The organism is Actinomyces sp. (assembly GCF_030524025.1).
In the GTDB taxonomy this organism is placed as follows: Bacteria; Actinomycetota; Actinomycetes; order Actinomycetales; family Actinomycetaceae; genus Actinomyces.
Genome location: NZ_JAUNHI010000007.1, coordinates 1 through 16,466, shown reverse-complemented (window position 1 = coordinate 16,466; position 16,466 = coordinate 1). Strand labels below are relative to the sequence as shown.

Sequence of the window (16,466 nt, the reverse complement as noted above, 5' to 3'; positions counted from 1 at the left end):
GGCCGACGTCACGACTCCAGAATCCTCCCCCTCACCGAGATCGGGACATATGACACCTCGAGATCGGGACATATGACACCTCGAGATCGGGAGATATGACACGGCGGGGTGCAGGGCCGTTGTGGGGTGGGTGCTGTGTGGCGGGTCGGGGCTCCGGGGGCAGTGTGGGGCTGGGTGGCCTTGACTTGCTCGCACAGCCCTCGAGGTCGAGCACGAGCAGGCGGTCTTCATCGCCGTCGGCCAGCCGGCACTCACCGGCCACGACGAGCACGCCCCCCAGGCCGGTGGCCGTGCCCAGGCGCTGCCGGACCAGGCACCCGGCCCCACCGCTCGTCCGACGACGACAAGCAGCAGAATCACGCGGTTTCTTCCCCACCGGGATCGCGTGAGGACCGCCAATGGTGGTCCTCACAGACAGCCGCTGTCCACACCAGAACCAGGGACCTGACCGGCGGGCCGGCGCCCGGCCGTGTCATATGTACCGATCTCGAGGTGTCATATGTCCCGATCTCGCGGAGGGGGTGACTCCGGTGCCGCCGGCACCGCACTGGTGGGCTCGGCCCGTGACCCGCCCGCTCGTCGGTTCATCTAGGCTGGGGGCCATGGTCGCATACCGTCATCTGGGCAGCTCGGGGCTCAAGGTCACCGAGATCACCTACGGCAACTGGCTCACCCACGGCTCACAGGTCGAGGCCGACACGGCTGTCGCCTGCGTGCACACCGCCCTCGACCTGGGCATCACGAGCTTCGACACCGCCGACGTCTACGCCAACACGGTGGCCGAGGAGGTGCTCGGCGCGGCACTGCGGGGCCAGCGCCGTGAGTCCCTCGAGGTCTTCACCAAGGTCTACTGGCCTGTCGGCCCCCAGGGGCCCAACGACGTGGGGCTGTCGCGCAAACACATCATGGAGGGCATCAACGGCTCCCTGCGACGCCTGGGCATGGACTACGTCGACCTCTACCAGGCACACCGCTACGACTACGCCACTCCGCTGGAGGAGACGATGCAGGCCTTCGCCGACGTCGTGCGCTCCGGCAAGGCGCTGTACATCGGCGTATCGGAGTGGACCGCCGAGCAGATCGACGCCGGCCAGTCGCTGGCCTCCCAGATGGGCTTCCGCCTCGTGTCCAACCAGCCGCAGTACTCGGCGCTGTACCGGGTCATCGAGGACAAGGTCGTGCCGACCTCCACGGCGCTGGGACTCGGTCAGATCGTGTGGTCCCCGATGGCCGAGGGGGTGCTGACCGGCAAGTACCTGCCCGGGCAGGAGCCGCCCGCCGGCTCGCGGGCCACCGACGCCAAGGGCGGCAAGCAGATGATCGAGGCCTGGATGCGCCAGGACGTGCTCACCGCCGTCCAGCGTCTCCGGCCGATGGCGGAGGGGGCCGGGCTGACCATGGCGCAGCTCGCCCTGGCCTGGGTCCTCCAGCACGACTTCGTCTCCGCGGCGATCATCGGGGCCTCCCGGCCCGAGCAGCTGGTCGAGAACGTCAAGGCCTCGGGGGTCGTCCTCGACGACGAGGTCATGTCCGCCGTCGACACGGCACTGGGCGACGTCGTCCAGCGCGACCCCGCCCTGACCCGCTCCCCCGACAAGCGCCCCGCCTGACCGGAGCCTGCGCGCCGGGCCCCGCCTCATGAGGCCCACCGGCTCCCCGGCCAGTGAAGTCAGCGGGCGGGCAGCTCGTCGTCGACCATGCCCGGCGCGCAGGCGTGCCAACCGGCCCACCCCATGGGCACGGCCGAGGCGATGAGCAGGACGAGGGGCACGGTCCACCCGCCGCTGAGCGCGTGGACCCAGCCGACGACGAAGGGCCCGGCACTGGCCAGGGTGTAGCCGATCGCCTGGGTGAAGCCCGACAGCGCCGCCGTCACCCGGTAGTCGCGGGTACGCGCGGTGACCAGGACCAGCGCCACCTGGAAGCAGAAGCCGGAGATCCCCAGCGCGCAGGGCCACAGCCAGCTGACCGTCCGGGGCGCCAGGAGCAGCCCGCCGAAACCGAGCACCAGCAGCCCGGCGAACAACACCACCCAGGCGCGCAGGTGCCGTGAGCGGGCGACGAGCGCCGGGATGATGAGTCCGCCCAGCAGGCCCCAGGCACTGAAGGCCGCCAGCAGGTGGGAGGCGGTGGCCAGGCCCAAGCCGGCGTCGCGCAGGATCTGGGCGAACCAGCCGAAAATGACGTAGGCCTGCATCGACTGCAAACCGAAGAACAGGGCCATCGCCCGCGCCCGAGGGCTTCTCGCGATCTCCCGCAGGCCGATGGTCCGGGCCGCCCCGCCCTCCGGCGGCGACGGCGTGCGGTCCCGGTCCTCAGCAGGCCGCCGGCGCGCCCGTGGGCCTGCCAGCAACGCGGCCCGCCGGCGCACCAGGGCCAGGACCAGCCACGGCACGGCCGCCAGAATTCCCACCGGGCCCCACACCGCCAGTGTCGTCCTCCACGAGCCGCCCGCCTCGATCACGGTCGGAGCGAGCAGCTGGGGCAGGACCGCCCCGACCGACAGGACGGTGACGTACACCGCCGTCCACGCCCCCGGGTTGGTCGGGAAGCGTTCCTTGATGGCCATGGGCAGCAGGACGTTGCCCAGGCCCGCGCCCACCAGCGCCAGGGCGCTGAGCGCCAGGAACCAGGAGCCTGAACCGGTCACGGCCCGCGCCGTCATACCCGCACCCGCCAGCACGCCGCCGATGACGAGCCCGCCGGCGGCCCCCATCCGGTGGCCCAGGCGCGCTGCCACCGCACCTGCCACGGCGAAGCACGCCCCGGGCAGTGACGCGAGAAGGGCCGCCCCGGTCGATCCCAGGCCCAGGCCGGAACGGATCTCCTCCAGGACCGGTCCGGTGCTCGTGGCGCCGGGACGCAGGATGAGGGCGACGAGCACGATGCCGACGGCCAGGACCGGCACCGACCACCGGGCACCACGCCCGCTGCCTGCCGCCGAACCGGAGCGCTCCTCCCCGTCCTCGCGCGCGGCCCGTCCGGCGCTCACGCGCGGGCGCGACGGGTCGTGGCCAGGGCGCGGTTGATGCGCCCGGGCCACGCGGGGCCGTTGTAGATGAATGCGGTATAGGCCTCAAGCAGGTCGGCCCCCGCGTCGAGCATGAGCTCGGCGTCCATGATCGAGGAGATGCCGCCCACCCCGATGATGGTGGGCCCCTCCCCGAGGCGGGAGCGCAGGCGGCGCACGACCTCCAGGGAGCGCGGCAGCAACGGGGAGCCCGACAGCCCGCCCTCACCCAGGTCGTGGTCGATGGTCGTGTTCGTGGCCACGACACCGTCCAGTCCCATGCCGGTGACGAGGTCCGCCACGGCATCGATGTCCGCGTCGGCCAGGTCCGGGGCGATCTTGACCAGGAGGGGCACGTGACGGCCCGCGGCGCCGTCCGCGGCCTCGCGGACGGCCTGGAGGATGGGGCGCAGCGACTCGACGTGCTGCAGCTCGCGCAGCCCGGGGGTGTTGGGGCTCGAGACGTTGACGACGAGGTAGTCCACCCACCGGGCCAGCGCGGCCGCCGAGTACCGGTAGTCCTCGACGGCGTGCTCCAGCGGTGTCGCCTTGGTCTTGCCGATGTTGGCGCCCACGACGATCGACCGCCCCCGCCTGGTCGAGCGCAGCTCCCGCAGCCTCCTGGCCGCCTCGTCGGCACCGGAGTTGTTGAAGCCCATCCGGTTGCGCACCGCACGCATCTGCGGGTAGCGCCACAGGCGGGGCCTGTCGTTGCCGGGCTGGGGCCGGGCGGTGACCGTGCCCACCTCGATGAAACCGAAGCCCAGCATGTCCAGGCCCTCAACGGCCTGCCCCTCCTTGTCCATCCCCGCGGCCAGGCCCAGGATGCCGGGCACCGGCCGGGCCAGGGGTCCCCCCTGGTTGGCGCTGGGCACCGGGAAGACCGGGCGCCTGCCCCAGGCCTGGCGCACGACGTCGCGCAGGAAGGGCACCCTGCTGGTGACGTCGATCGCGTCCAGGCACACGTCGTGGATGACTTCCGGGTCGATGCGGGTCAGGACGGTTCTGTACAGCAGGTCGTAGAGCACACACTTAGGGTACTCGCGCCACGCGGGATAGGACCGGCCCTCCCGGCCCGACGAGCACGCCGTCGGTACACCGGCGGCGCAGCGCGGGGCCCGGCCCACCCGCTAGCCTGGTCGCGCCGTCGCTTTGCGGGCGCCGCCGCCCCGCCCCGACGACGCAGCCGTCCCCCACCGTGAGGTCACCATGAGCTTCAACCGCGACATCAAGTTCAACCCCAACCGCGTCTCGACCGGGGGCGGGCGCCGGGGGGCCGTGCTCGGCGGGGGCTCGGTCCTCGTGGTCCTGGCCGTCGTCATGCTCAGCCAGATCACCGGCGTGGACCTGACCGGACTGGTCTCCGGGCAGGACCAGGCCTCCTCCGCCGGGACCTCGAGCATCGACATGTCGGTGTGCGGCACCGGCGAGGAGGTCAACGGGGACGCGGCCAATACTTACACCCAGTGCCGGATGGCGGCCACCGCCGAGTCTCTCGACGCGGTGTGGGGCGCCCAGCTGCCCGCCCAGGCGGGGACCTCCTACGTCGCCCCGGACTTCCACCTGTGGGACGGCACCTCGGTGTCGACCGCCTGCGGCACCGCGTCGTCCTCGGTGGGCCCCTTCTACTGCCCGGGTGACTCAACGGTCTACCTCGATATGCGTTTCTTCTCCGACATGGAGTCCTCCCTGGGCGCCACCGACACCCCGCTGGCCGAGGAGTACATCGTCGCCCACGAGTTCGGCCACCACATCCAGAACCAGCTGGGCACGATGGCCGCCGCCGACCGCTCGGGGGCGGGCGCCACCTCCGACTCGGTGCGCCTGGAGCTCCAGGCCGACTGCTACGCCGGCCTGTGGGTGCACTACGCCTCGACCACACCCGACCCGGAGACCGGGACGCCCTTCCTCGTCACCCCGACCCAGGCCGAGATCGCCACCGCCATCGACGCCGCCGAGGCCGTGGGCGACGACCACATCCAGGAGCGCTCGGGCGCCTCGGTGGACTCCGACACCTGGACCCACGGCTCCTCCGAGCAGCGGGTGCGCTGGTTCACCGAGGGGATGAACACCGGCTCGGTCCAGGCCTGCGACACCTTCGCGGTGGCCGACTCCGAGCTGTGAGGCGCCGCCGGCGGGCCCGTCAGTCCTCCCAGTGGCGCACCACCCGCCGCAGCAGCACGCCGTAGACGACCCCGGTGGCCAGGAGGTGGGCCTCGTAGTCCCGACGCACCAGCGGTGCCAGCGGCTTGCGGGCGAGGGCCACGACGCCGGTGGAGGCCGCCATGCGCGGCCCAGATCGGGATGCCGACCACCGGGATGATGATCGCCCACGTGGTCCAACGGCGCCGCAGCTCGGTCTTGCCCGAGGCGGCCACACCGATGCCCGCGACCAGGAGGACGACCAACGACGGCGACGGCCAGGAAGACGGCGCTCCCCGTCAGGACCCAACCTGTCCACGGGACGGCCAGGCTCCAGGAGCGGTCCCCTTCCAGCAGCCAGTCGACGCCCGCAGGCGCCCTGGCCTCGACGGGCACGGTCAGCAGGTTCTCCAGCAGCTGCATGCTCGCCCCACAGGAGGCCGCGGCTGGGTCGGCGCCCGCCCCGCTCAGGGCGACGGCGGTGCGCCGGAACCGCACGGCGGCGGTGAGCAGGGAGCCGCCGATGAGGACCCAGGCGATGACGTCCAGGTGGGCGGGCACCGCGGCGGCGACGACGGCAGCCAGGCAGCGCTCAGTCTTGCCCAGGGGCCCGCCGTTGACACGCGCCGCCCCGGAGGAGGTCGGGATGATCGACTCGGCGGCGGCGCTCCCCCGGCCAGGTGTGCCGAGGCGGAAGCGGCGTCGGTGAACCGGCCGGTCGACTCGATGACGATGTCGGCGCCGACGCTACCCCACGGGATGCTCGCGGGGTCGGGCTCGGACGGGACGGTGATGTCGCGGTCGCCCACGCGCAGGGCCCCGTCTCGGGCCTCTTTCCTTGAGGCCATGAGCGCCATCAGCGCCATGAGCACAGACAACCCCCGCCCCGACCCACCGCAGTCCGGGGCCTCAGACCCCAGGACACCGACCGGGGCGCTTGTCGTCGTCGAGTCTTTTTTCGGATGCACTCGCGCCGTCGCGCACGCGCTCGCCGCCGGACTGGCCGACGCCGGGGTGTCGGTGCACGTCACCTCCACCGACGACGCCCCCGGCATGCTGCCGGCGGCTCTCGGGCTGCTGGTGCTCGCCGCCCCCACGCACAGCCGGGGCCTGCCCACCGCCGCGAGCCGGGCCCAGGCCGTCTCTCCCGGGGCGCCCTCCACACCCTCCACCGGTATTCGCGAGTGGTTGGAGGCCACCATCATCCCGGCGGGGCTGCCTGTGGCGGCTGCCGACACTGTCACCGGACGGGGCTGGTTGAGCGGCTCCGCTGCCAAGGACGTCGCCAAGACTCTAACGCGCCGGTCATCGCCCCGATGCCGTCTGCAAGAGCTTCCTCGTGGCTCGGCCCAGGGACCCCTGGCCGACGGCGAGGAGGCGGCGGCCCGCGCCTGGGGACGCACGGGGGCACAGACCTGCCTGAGCCATCCTCAGTAGTACCTCCACTGGGACATGTCCTCGTTGTAGGTGGCCACGATCCTGGGGTGGAGCAGGGTCGAGGGCTCGGTCGCCGTGGTCGCCGCCGGGTGCTCCAGGACGATGAAACGCATGAGCTCGGCGCTCTGGTAGACCAGCCCTGGGGGCAGGTCGCCGGACAGCACCGACTGGGGTCGGGCGGTGCTCAGCACGAAGCCCCACTCCCCGAAGGAGGGGACGTTGACGCTGAAGGGGTAGACCTGGCGGTCCGGGTGCCCCGCGGCCACGGTCGAGGCCACCATCGAGAAGGCGTTCGGGGAGAAGAAGGAGGAGGTGGCCTGGGTGACCATGACGCCGTCCTCGGCCAACAGGGCGTCGACCTGCCGGTAGAACTCCACCGAGTAGAGCTTGGCCAGCCGCTCGTTCGAGGGGTCGACCAGGTCGGCCAGGACCACATCGTAGCCCTGCTGGTCGGGCTCGGCGGTGTAGCTGAAGGCGTCCTCGTTGACCACCTCGACCCGCGGGTCGGACAGCGAGCCCTTGTTGTGCTCGGTCAGCAGCGGGTTGGTGCGGGCGAGCTCGGTCATCCGCGGGTCGATGTCGACGATGGTGACGCTTTCGACCCCCGGGTAGCGCAGGACCTCCCGGGCGAGCAGGCCGTCGCCGCCCCCGAGGATGAGGACCTGCCCGCAATCAGTCACCGAGGTCATCGCCGCCGCCGCCAGGGTCTCGTGGTAGCGGGCCTCGTCCAGGCTGGAGAACTGCAGCTGCCCGTTGAGATAGAGCCGCAGGTCATCGCCATAGTTGGTCAGGACGATCTTCTGGTACTGGGTCTGCTCGTAGTAGACCACCGGATCGCCGTAGGTCTGGGTCTCGATGCTGCGCTCGAGGTGGCTCGCCCCGGCGAACAGGCCCAGCAGCAGCAACGCCACGGCGAAGCCTCCGTAGAGGATCCTGCGGGGCGTGCGCACCTGGAGGAGCACGATCATGGCGACCAGGACGTTGAGGGCTCCCACCAGGTAGGCCCCGCGCATGAGTCCGAGCTGGGGTAGCAGGACCAGGGGGAAGACGAGTGAGGCCACCAGGGCGCCGAAGTAGTCCAGGGCCAGGACCTTGCTGATCAGCTCGACCGATGAACGCCGTCCGAACTGGTGGAAGGTCCGCACCAGCAGCGGGATCTCCAAGCCGATGAGCACGCCGATGACCAGGCTGATGATCCCGAAGACCCACCAGTGCAGATCGGTCAGGCCGAAGGCCGCGTAGAGGAGGAGGACCGAGTTGCCGCCCACGAGCCCGAGCAGGATCTCGTTGACGGCGAAGACGACCGCGGGGTCGTGACGGATACGGACCACCAGCAGCGAGCCCAACCCCATGCCGAACAGGGTCAGCCCCGTGGCCAGGCTGAAGCTGAGGACCGAGTCGCCGATGAGGTAGGAGGCAGCGGTGCCCAGGATGAGCTCGTAGATGAGCCCGCCGACGGCGACGAGCATCGCCGCGGCGAACAGGACGACGGTCTGGCGCTGCTTGCTCCGGCCGGTCATCGCCTCCCCCTTTCGGCGTCGTGACGCAGGGCGGGAGGCGGCCTCAGCGCTCCCGGCGCGCGCTGTCAGCCGACGATGGTGGCCGCGATGATGATGGCGATGGCCACGGCCGCCCCGGCGATGGCCAGGCCAAGGCCGGTGTTCTGGTCCTCGATGAGCTCACGGCGCAGGTCGAGCCGGAACACCGCGTTGACCACCCAGGCGAAGAGCATGAGCAGCGCAAACCCCAGGAGCGCATAGACCACGGTGGCCAGCAGCGTCTGCCAGTCCAGCCCCGAGGCGCTCGCCGTCTCCTGCGCCGCAACCATCATTGTCATCATTGATCCTTCTCCTTGTCGGCCGGCTACTTGCCGATTCCGCCACCGCCACCGCCGTGCACCGGACGAGTCGTCCCGGTGCAGTCCGCCTCGTCCTCGTCGCAGCGCTGCTTGTGCTCGCAGCCCTGGAGCAGGACGGCGGTCGCCACGAGCGGGGCGATGACCAGCGCTCCCAGCACGAGGGCACGCGGCACGCCGCCGGCCGAGATGACCCTGCCGAACATGGCCTTCTGGGCGGCGGCGTCCAGGGGCCGCTTGCGGTAGGACACGAGGTCGCGCATGCCGTGGCTGTCCACAGTGACGGCCGTCCTGCCACCGGAGGGGTCAGTCAGCTCAAGCTCGACGTAGGCCATGTCCTCACCCACCGCCAGCGGGCAGGTGGTGCGTCCCAGGACCTGGTCGAGGGTGCCGGCGCCGGTCTCGGTGACCCGCGCCTCGTAGACCGTCAGCCCGTTGGTCAGCCGTAAGTGCTGCCCGGCGACCATGGAGAGGGGATCGAGGACTTCGACGAAGGGCATGGGCTCGTACAGGAAGACAGCGCCGCCGTCGTGATCGACCTCGACCCACGTGTCGTAGCTGCTCATGCCCGACAGCTGCCACTCCTCCCAGAAGTAGTACTTCTGGTCCTCGTGGTCCCACTGCTTGAACAGCAGGCAGCCTTCGACGCGCAGGAGCCGTTCACCGCCGCCCAGGACCTCACCGACCTGGAGCCGGGCGCGAGTGGCGCTCACAGCTCGACCGCCGCATGGCTGACGGCACTGGCGCCCAAAGTGCTGCGCGCCAGATCCCCGACGGCCTCGATGGTCCCGGCACCGATCTCACGGCAGCTAGTCAGGGTGATGTAGGCGGTACCGGTCTCCGGCCAGGAGTGAATGGCCACGTGAGACTCTGACAGGACGAGCACCGCGCTGACCCCCTGGGGCTCGAAACGGTGCTCGACGGAGGCGACCGCGGTGAGCCCGGACAGGCATGCGGTTGCGTCGAGGAAGGAGGCGATCGCCGACGGGTCGTCGAGCTGCGCCGGGGCGGCGCCCTCGACCCTCCAGGTCACCGACCAGATTCCCCCGGACTGCATAGGGCAACTGTAGTAAGGGGCACGAATGCGGGGCAACCCCGGCGCCGGGCAGGTCTGCCCAGACGGCCGGCGCGGCTCAGACGTTGAAGCCCAGCGCCCGCAGCTGCTCGCGCCCCTGGGGGGTGATCTTGTCCGGCCCCCACGGCGGCAGCCACACCCACTGGATGCGCACCGAGTCGGTCAGGTGGGCCAGGGCCTGCTGGGCCTGCTCCTCGATGACGTCGGTCAAGGGGCATGCAGCGGTTGTCAGCGTCATGTCGAGCACGACCGTGCTGTCTGGCTCGATGGAGACCCCGTAGAGCAGGCCGAGGTCGACGACGTTGATCCCCAGCTCGGGGTCGATGACGTCGCGCAGCGCCTCCTCGACCTCGGCGGCGTCGACCTCGCCGGGCGCGGCCACGGCGTGCCGGGCCGCCATCGGGTTGTCGAGGTCCTCGGGGTTGGTGCTCATGGCTCCTCCTTGGTGGGCGAGCAGCGGGGCTGCTGTCGGGGCAGTGGGACGGTGGTGCGGTGGTGCGACTGTCGTGCGACAGCGGTGGGCGGGTGTCAGCGGGCGCCGGGTCAGTCCCGGTCGACGGCGGGCAGGGCCCGCCCGGACTGGGCCAGTGCGTCCTTGAGCGCCATCCAGCCCAGCAGCGCGCACTTGACGCGGTTGGGGTACTTCGAGACGCCCTCGAAGGCGGCCGCGTCCTCGAGCTCGTCGAGGACCTCGTCGGCCACGCCCTTGCCGCGGGAGTGCATGAGGAGGTGGAAGTCCTCCTCCAGGCGGGCCACCCTGGCCAGGTCGGCCCCGTCGACGAGGTCGTGCATGACCGAGATCGAGGCCTGGGAGATCGAGCAGCCCTGGCCCTCCCAGCCCACGGCCTCGAGGTGGTCGTCGACGACCCGCACCCCCAGGGTCACCTCGTCACCACAGGTGGGGTTGACCTGGTGCGACAGGCCGTCGGGGGCCTCGAGGGCACCGGCGCCGTGCCGCTCGCGGGAATGGTCGAGGATCACCTGCTGGTAGAGCCGGTCGAGCTCGTTCATGCTCATCTCCCGAAGTAGGCGCGGACGTCGGCCACGGCGGTCAGGAAGCGGTCGACCTCCTCCAGGGTCGTGGTCGGACCGAAGGATACGCGAGACGACGACGCGGTCCCGAAGTGGGCGTGGACCGGTTGGGCGCAGTGGTGGCCGGTGCGCACCGCCACGCCGACGGAGTCGAGGAACTGGCCCACGTCATGGGGGTGAACGCCCTCCAGGGCGAAGGACACCACGCCCAGCCGGTCCTCGAGGTCGAGGGGGCCCAGGACCCTCAGGCCACTGACCTGCTCCATCCCGGTGAGGAGGTGGGCGGCCAGGGCGCGCTCGGTGGCGTGGAGGCGGTCGAGCCCGATGCCCGCCAGGAGCTCGACGGCGACCTGCCAGCCGGCCGCCTGGGCCAGGGGCTGGCTGCCCGCCTCGAAGCGGGAGGGGCCCGCCATGTAGGTCGAGGACTCCATGGTGACGACCTCGATCATGGAGCCGCCGGTCAGCACCGGGGGCATGGGGGCCAGCAGCTCCTCGTGGGCCACGAGCGCCCCGACGCCGGTAGGCCCGAGCATCTTGTGGCTCGACAGGACGATGGCGTCGACGCCGGCGGCGTGCAGGGCAGCGAAGTCCAGGGGAAGGTGCGCGGCGGACTGGCAGGTGTCGAGCACGACGAGTGCCCCGACAGCCCTGGCCGCCGGCAGGATCTGGTCAAGCGGGGTGATCGCCCCGGTCACGTTGGAGGCGTGGGTCAGGGCGACCACGCGGCTGCGCTCGGTGATGACGCCGGCGGTGGCCGGGTCGATGCGCCCCTCGGGGGTCAGGTCGAGCCAGCGCAGACGTGCCCCGGTGCGGGCGCACAGCTCCTGCCAGGGCACGAGGTTGGCGTGGTGCTCGGCGCGGGAGACGACGATCTCGTCGCCGGGGGCCAGGTGCAGCCGGCGACTGTCCCCCGGCTCCCCCGTGCCCCGGTCGGCCGGGCGGCCGAGGCTGGCGTGCCCGATCGACAGCGCCAGGAGGTTGAGCGCCTCGGTGGCGTTCTTGGTGAAGACGAGCTGGTCAGGGCCGGCCCCGACGAAGCCGGCCACCGCCGTGCGGGCGTCCTGCCAGGCGGCGGTGGCCTCGTCGGCGAGCTGGTAGGTCGAGCGTCCCGCCGCCCCGTTGGAGCGGTGGTAGAACTCGGCCTCCCGGGCGATGACCGCCTCGGGCTTCTGGGAGGTCGCCGCCCAGTCGAGGTAGGCCAGCGGCTCTCCGTTGCGGGCGGGCCGCTCCAGGTAGGGGAAGGCGCCCCGCAACGCGTCGACCTCGGCGGCCGACAGCGGGTGGGCGTGCAGCGGTGCGGTCATCGGTGTGCCTCCCTGGGCGGGTGCGGGTGGTGGGTGCCGGCCGGCGTCGCGCCTCAGCCCAGGAACCGGTCGTAGCCCTCGTTCTCCAGGCGCTCGGCGAGGTCGGGGCCGCCCTCCTCGGCCACGCGGCCGTCGACAAGGACGTGGACGAAGTCCGGGGTGATGTAACGCAGGATGCGCGTGTAGTGGGTGATGACGACGAAGCCGGCGTCGGACTCCTCGTGGAGGCGGTTGACGCCCTCGGAGACGATGCGCAGGGCGTCGACGTCCAGCCCGGAGTCGGTCTCGTCGAGCACCGCGAAGCGGGGCCGGAGGAGCTCCATCTGGAGGATCTCGAAGCGCTTCTTCTCACCACCTGAGAAGCCGGTGTTGACGTCCCTCTGGGCGAAGGAGGGGTCCATGCGCAGGCGCGCCATCGCCTCGTCGACCTGGCCGACCCACTGGCGGACCTTGGGGGCCTGGCCGTCCAGCGCGGTCTTGGCGGTGCGCAGGAAGCTGGCGACGCTGACCCCGGGGACCTCCACCGGGTACTGCATCGCAAGGAACAGGCCGGCCCGGGCGCGCTCGTCGACGCTCAGCTCGAGCAGGTCGACGCCGTCGAGCAGGACCTGGCCGTCGGTGATCTCGTAGTCCGGGTGCCCGGCGATGGCGTAGGCCAGGGTGGACTTGCCCGAGCCGTTGGGCCCCATGATGGCGTGGACCTGCCCGGAGCCGACCGTGAGGTCGACGCCCTTGAGGATCGGCTTGGGGCCCTCGTTGGTGGCCACCTGGACGTGGAGGTTGGTGATGCTCAGCGTGCTCATCGATGCTCTTTCGGCGAAGGTCTGTCAGTGGTGGTTCCAGTAGTGGGTTCGAGCCGGGTCGGTCAGGACCCGTCGCGCGGGTCGGCAGCGCTCGACTCCGGGTCGGGGGTCGCGCCGGGCTGGAGGAGCCCGGTGACCTCGAGCTCGGCCTCGATGGCGGACATGAGGCGCTGCTCGACCTCGGGGACGTCGATCTCGGCGACGATCTCGTTGAAGAAGCCGAGGACTACCAGGCGGCGGGCCTCGGTCTCGGTGATGCCCCGTGAGCGCAGGTAGAACAGCTGCTCGTCGTCGAACCGCCCGGTGGCGCTGGCGTGCCCGGCGCCCTCGATCTCACCGTTCTTGATCTCCAGGTTGGGCACCGAGTCGGCCTTGGCGCCCTCGGTGAGCACGAGGTTCCGGTTGAGCTCGTAGGTGTCGGTGCCGCGGGCGCCGGAGTCGATGAGGCAGTCGCCCACCCACACCGCGTGGGCCCGCTCCCCCTGGAGGGCGCCCTTGTAGGTCACCCGCGAGTAGCAGCGCGGCTCGGTGTGCGCCACGTAGGGCCGGTGCTCCTGGTGCTGGCCGGCGTCGGTGAAGTAGACCCCGTAGGCGTCGATGCGCCCGCCCTCCCCGGTGAATCCGAGGTCGGGGCAGATGCGCACGTCACCGCCCAGGGACACGACGACGTGCTTGAGGGCCCCGCCGGCCGACACGGCCGCCCGGTGGTTGGAGGCGTGGATGGCCCCATCGTCCCAGCCCTGGATCGACACGACGGTCAGCTCGGCGCCGGGGGCCACCTGGATCTCCACGGTCTGGGTCAGCGCGGCGGCGCCGGTGTGGTCGATGACGACCGTGCCCGCCGCGCGCTCGGCGGCCAGGATGACCAGGTGCTGGGCCGACGGGTGGGCCCCGTCGGGGTCGGCCCCGTGGACCTGCACCCGCACGGCGCGCTCGGGGTGGGCGCCGGCGGGCAGGGTGAGGACGGTGGCCTGCCGTGCCGCCGCCCAGGCCACGACTCCGGTGCGGTCCACCGGTGCGCCGACGGCCCCCACGCGGGCGTCCTCGCGGTCGACCGTCTCGACCGCGACGCCCGCCGGGGCGTCGACCGAGGCGGTGACGACGCCGGCTCCCGTGCCCGCGGACACGGCGTCGAGGTCGAACAGGGGGGCGAAGCGCCGCACCGGGGTGAAGCGCCACTCCTCCTCCCGGCCCCGCGGCACGGGGATGTCGACGGGGTCGAAGGAGGTGGGGCGCTCGGCGCGCGAGGAGACGTACCGCGGCGCGGGGCCGTGGGAGTGGTCGGACTCCAGCCTCGCGCGCGAGTGGTCGGTGGACAGGTCAGGCATGTGGTGCTCCTGTGCCGGGGGTGCCGGCGTCGTCGGGTCGAGGGGCGGGGCTGTGCCGGTCAGCCCACCGAGTTCTCCATCTGCAGCTCGATGAGGCGGTTGAGCTCCAAGGCGTACTCCATGGGCAGCTCGCGGGCGATGGGCTCGACGAAGCCCCGCACGATCGTGGCCATTGCCTCGGTCTCGCTCAGGCCGCGCTGCATGAGGTAGAACAGCTGGTCGGCGCTCACCTTCGAGACGGTGGCCTCGTGGCCCATCTCGACGTCGTCGGTGCGCACGTCGACGTAGGGGTAGGTGTCCGAGCGGGAGGTCTCGTCGACCAGCAGCGCGTCGCACAGGACGTTGGACTTGGAGTGGCGGGCGTTGCGCATGACCTGGACCAGTCCGCGGTAGGCCGAGCGTCCGCCGTCGCGGGCGATGGACTTCGAGACGATGTGGCTCGAGGTGCGCGGGGCCATGTGGACCATCTTCGCCCCGGTGTCCTGGTGCTGGCCCTCCCCCGCAAAGGCGATGGACAGGGCCTCGCCGCGGGCGTGGGGTCCCATGAGGTAGACCGCCGGGTACTTCATGTTGCGCTTGGAGCCGATGTTGCCGTCGATCCACTCCATCGTCGCGCCCTCGGCGCAGGTGGCGCGCTGGGTGACGAGGTTGTAGACGTTGTTCGACCAGTTCTGGATCGTGGTGTAGCGCACCCGGGCGTTCTTCTTGACGATGATCTCCACGATCGCCGAGTGCAGCGAGTCGGTCGAGTAGATCGGGGCGGTGCAGCCCTCGACGTAATGGACGTAGGAGTCCTCGTCGGCGATGATGAGGGTGCGCTCGAACTGGCCCATGTTCTCGGTGTTGATCCGGAAGTAGGCCTGAAGCGGGATCTCGACGTGGACCCCCTTGGGCACGTAGATGAAGGAGCCCCCCGACCACACGGCGGTGTTGAGCGCGGCGAACTTGTTGTCCCCGGCGGGCACAACCGTGCCGAAGTACTCCTGGACGAGCTCGGGGTACTCGCGCACCGCGGTGTCGGTGTCCACGAAGATGACGCCCTGCTCCTCCAGGTCGCCGCGGATCTGGTGGTAGACGACCTCGGACTCGTACTGGGCGGCCACACCGGCCACGAGCCGCTCGCGCTCGGCCACGGGGATGCCGATGCGGTCGTAGGTGTTCCTGATGTCCTCGGGCAGGTCGTCCCAGGAGGTGGCCGGGCGGTCGGTGGAGCGCACGTAGTACTTGACGGCGTCCATGTCAAGGCTCGACAGATCCACGCCCCAGGTGGGCATGGGCTTGCGCTCGAAGATGTCGTAGGCCTTGAGGCGCTTGGCCAGCATCCACTCCGGCTCGCCCTTGATCGCGGAGATCTCCCGCACGACCTGCTCATCGAGTCCGCGCTTGGCTTGGGCGCCGGCCTCGTCGGAGTCGTGCCAGCCGAAGCCGTAGGTCGTCGGGATCGAGTCGATGATCTCGTCGTCGCTGCGCACCGTGTCGGTGGCTGGTGAAGTCATCGGGTTCCTTCCGGTGGCTGGGGCCTGCGGCCCCGCGTGTGGGCCACGGCCCGCGCGGCGCGCTTGCGCAGGGCGGGCATGGCGATGGGGACGTGGGTGGTGCACACATGCTCGCCTCCGGCCAGGGTGGCCAGACGCTGCACCGGCACGCCGAGCAGCCGCGAGAAGGCCTGGGTCTCGGCCTCACACAGCTCGTTGAACTGGCCGGCGACGTCGCGCACCGGGCAGTGGCCCTGGCACAGCTGGACCGCGTAGGTGCCGTCTCCGACATCGCGCACGGTCGCCGCGTAGCCGTCCATCGTCAGGGCGTCGGCCAGGGCCCGGGCGCGGTCCGAGGGGTCCTTGCCCGCGGCCTCGACCACCGGCATGTAGCGGCGCTCCAGGTCGCGGCCGCGCGAGGCGGCGAAGGAGTCGACGGCGCGCTCCCCGGCCACCTGGGACAGGTAGGCCAGGGCGCGCCCGGCGAGCTCGGCGTAGCCGTCGGCGTAGGTCGAGCGGGCCGCGGCGGTGGCAACGTAGTGGCGGGCCGGGCGGCCCCTGCCCCGCTTGCCGGAGCCCGAGGGCGTGTGGACCTGGATCTCGTCACGCTCCTCGAGAACCGTGAGGTGGCGCCGGACGGCGGCCGGGGTCAGGCCCAGGACCTTGGCCAGCTGCGCGGCCGAGACCGGCCCCTTCTCGACGATGAGGTCCAGGACGCGGGAGCGCGTGGAGTCGTCGTCGAACTGGCTCATCACTGCTCCTCCCGGTCATCTCGCTCGCGGCCGCCCCATCCCGGTAGGGATGGGGCACCTACTTTAACGAAGATCTTTGTACCCTTATTCGAGGAGGGCAAGTCGAGATGGGGATGCAGGACGTGGGATCAAGCACGCAGACCAGTCAGAGGTGGCACTTATGAGGCACTGCGCTTCCCGATGAGGGTGGGTGGGGTAGGGTGGGGTTGTGGTTGATCTTCCCTGGGACCTGGAGTGGGTTGAGGAGTCTTTG

At 71.3% G+C, this 16,466-nt stretch carries 17 protein-coding genes and 1 pseudogene; 3 read left to right on the top strand and 15 right to left on the bottom strand.

Translation table 11 applies throughout. The annotated features are described in order from the left end of the window. The first annotated feature begins 602 nt into the window (after nt 1-602). The gene (locus tag Q4C85_RS04450) at nt 603-1,610 is read left to right on the top strand and encodes an aldo/keto reductase family protein (protein ID WP_303140016.1); all 1,008 of its coding nucleotides are present in this window, start codon (nt 603-605) and stop codon (nt 1,608-1,610) included. A 59-nt stretch (nt 1,611-1,669) separates the two neighbouring features. On the opposite strand, the gene Q4C85_RS04445 is transcribed toward Q4C85_RS04450, so the two are convergent. Together Q4C85_RS04445 and Q4C85_RS04440 are read right to left on the bottom strand one after the other, a co-directional pair. Continuing rightward, nucleotides 1,670-2,992: an MFS transporter gene (locus Q4C85_RS04445; RefSeq protein ID WP_303140014.1), complete on the bottom strand. Its 1,323-nt coding sequence runs from the start codon at nt 2,990-2,992 to the stop codon at nt 1,670-1,672. Continuing rightward, nucleotides 2,989-4,038, bottom strand: a complete 1,050-nt coding sequence (locus tag Q4C85_RS04440) for a quinone-dependent dihydroorotate dehydrogenase (RefSeq protein WP_303140012.1) — start codon at nt 4,036-4,038, stop codon at nt 2,989-2,991. The genes Q4C85_RS04445 and Q4C85_RS04440 overlap by 4 nt, the downstream gene beginning before the upstream one ends. A gap of 181 nt (nt 4,039-4,219) precedes the next feature. Between Q4C85_RS04440 and Q4C85_RS04435 the strand changes: the two genes are divergently transcribed. After that, nucleotides 4,220-5,134, top strand: a complete 915-nt coding sequence (locus Q4C85_RS04435; RefSeq protein ID WP_303140010.1) for a neutral zinc metallopeptidase — start codon at nt 4,220-4,222, stop codon at nt 5,132-5,134. Between the two features lie 19 nt (nt 5,135-5,153). Here the strand turns inward: Q4C85_RS04435 and Q4C85_RS04430 are convergent, their stop codons facing one another. Both Q4C85_RS04430 and Q4C85_RS11755 read right to left on the bottom strand, forming a co-directional pair. After that, nucleotides 5,154-5,297: a hypothetical protein gene (locus tag Q4C85_RS04430; RefSeq protein WP_303140165.1), complete on the bottom strand. Its 144-nt coding sequence runs from the start codon at nt 5,295-5,297 to the stop codon at nt 5,154-5,156. 520 nt (nt 5,298-5,817) lie between these two features. Continuing rightward, nucleotides 5,818-6,009: pseudogene (locus tag Q4C85_RS11755) on the bottom strand (glyceraldehyde 3-phosphate dehydrogenase NAD-binding domain-containing protein); the annotation flags it as partial. Here Q4C85_RS11755 and Q4C85_RS04415 point away from each other — a divergent pair. Then, the gene (locus Q4C85_RS04415) at nt 5,999-6,589 is read left to right on the top strand and encodes a flavodoxin (protein ID WP_303140008.1); all 591 of its coding nucleotides are present in this window, start codon (nt 5,999-6,001) and stop codon (nt 6,587-6,589) included. The pseudogene Q4C85_RS11755 and the gene Q4C85_RS04415 overlap by 11 nt on opposite strands. Here Q4C85_RS04415 and Q4C85_RS04410 read toward each other — a convergent pair. The 11 genes from Q4C85_RS04410 to Q4C85_RS04360 all read right to left on the bottom strand — a co-directional run bounded on the left by Q4C85_RS04410 (nt 6,583) and on the right by Q4C85_RS04360 (nt 16,213). Continuing rightward, nucleotides 6,583-8,109, bottom strand: a complete 1,527-nt coding sequence (locus Q4C85_RS04410) for a polyamine aminopropyltransferase (protein ID WP_303140007.1) — start codon at nt 8,107-8,109, stop codon at nt 6,583-6,585. The genes Q4C85_RS04415 and Q4C85_RS04410 overlap by 7 nt on opposite strands. A gap of 65 nt (nt 8,110-8,174) precedes the next feature. Continuing rightward, complete coding sequence (locus Q4C85_RS04405; RefSeq protein WP_303140005.1) at nt 8,175-8,426, bottom strand: DUF350 domain-containing protein; 252 nt, start codon at nt 8,424-8,426, stop codon at nt 8,175-8,177. 26 nt (nt 8,427-8,452) lie between these two features. Beyond that, nucleotides 8,453-9,157 carry a hypothetical protein gene (locus Q4C85_RS04400; RefSeq protein WP_303140002.1) on the bottom strand — a complete coding sequence of 235 codons (705 nt, stop codon included), beginning with the start codon at nt 9,155-9,157 and terminating at the stop codon, nt 8,453-8,455. Next, nucleotides 9,154-9,501 (bottom strand): S-adenosylmethionine decarboxylase, encoded by a 348-nt coding sequence (locus Q4C85_RS04395; RefSeq protein ID WP_303140000.1) that lies wholly within the window; start codon nt 9,499-9,501, stop codon nt 9,154-9,156. The genes Q4C85_RS04400 and Q4C85_RS04395 overlap by 4 nt, the downstream gene beginning before the upstream one ends. A gap of 76 nt (nt 9,502-9,577) precedes the next feature. Next, complete coding sequence (locus tag Q4C85_RS04390) at nt 9,578-9,952, bottom strand: metal-sulfur cluster assembly factor (protein ID WP_303139997.1); 375 nt, start codon at nt 9,950-9,952, stop codon at nt 9,578-9,580. A gap of 110 nt (nt 9,953-10,062) precedes the next feature. Next, nucleotides 10,063-10,530 (bottom strand): Fe-S cluster assembly sulfur transfer protein SufU, encoded by a 468-nt coding sequence (sufU, locus tag Q4C85_RS04385; RefSeq protein WP_303140150.1) that lies wholly within the window; start codon nt 10,528-10,530, stop codon nt 10,063-10,065. 2 nt (nt 10,531-10,532) lie between these two features. Then, entirely contained in the window at nt 10,533-11,855 is a 1,323-nt protein-coding gene (locus Q4C85_RS04380) for an aminotransferase class V-fold PLP-dependent enzyme (RefSeq protein WP_303139994.1), read from the bottom strand. A 53-nt stretch (nt 11,856-11,908) separates the two neighbouring features. Next, a complete protein-coding gene (sufC, locus tag Q4C85_RS04375) occupies nt 11,909-12,658 on the bottom strand; it encodes a Fe-S cluster assembly ATPase SufC (RefSeq protein WP_303139991.1) in 750 nt (249 codons plus the stop codon). A 62-nt stretch (nt 12,659-12,720) separates the two neighbouring features. Then, the gene (gene sufD / locus Q4C85_RS04370; protein ID WP_303139989.1) at nt 12,721-13,986 is read right to left on the bottom strand and encodes a Fe-S cluster assembly protein SufD; all 1,266 of its coding nucleotides are present in this window, start codon (nt 13,984-13,986) and stop codon (nt 12,721-12,723) included. A gap of 59 nt (nt 13,987-14,045) precedes the next feature. Next, nucleotides 14,046-15,482 (bottom strand): Fe-S cluster assembly protein SufB, encoded by a 1,437-nt coding sequence (gene sufB / locus Q4C85_RS04365; protein ID WP_303139987.1) that lies wholly within the window; start codon nt 15,480-15,482, stop codon nt 14,046-14,048. Continuing rightward, the gene (locus tag Q4C85_RS04360) at nt 15,479-16,213 is read right to left on the bottom strand and encodes a transcriptional regulator (protein ID WP_303139985.1); all 735 of its coding nucleotides are present in this window, start codon (nt 16,211-16,213) and stop codon (nt 15,479-15,481) included. Before Q4C85_RS04360 ends, sufB begins: the two co-directional genes overlap by 4 nt. Between the last annotated feature and the right edge of the window lie 253 nt (nt 16,214-16,466).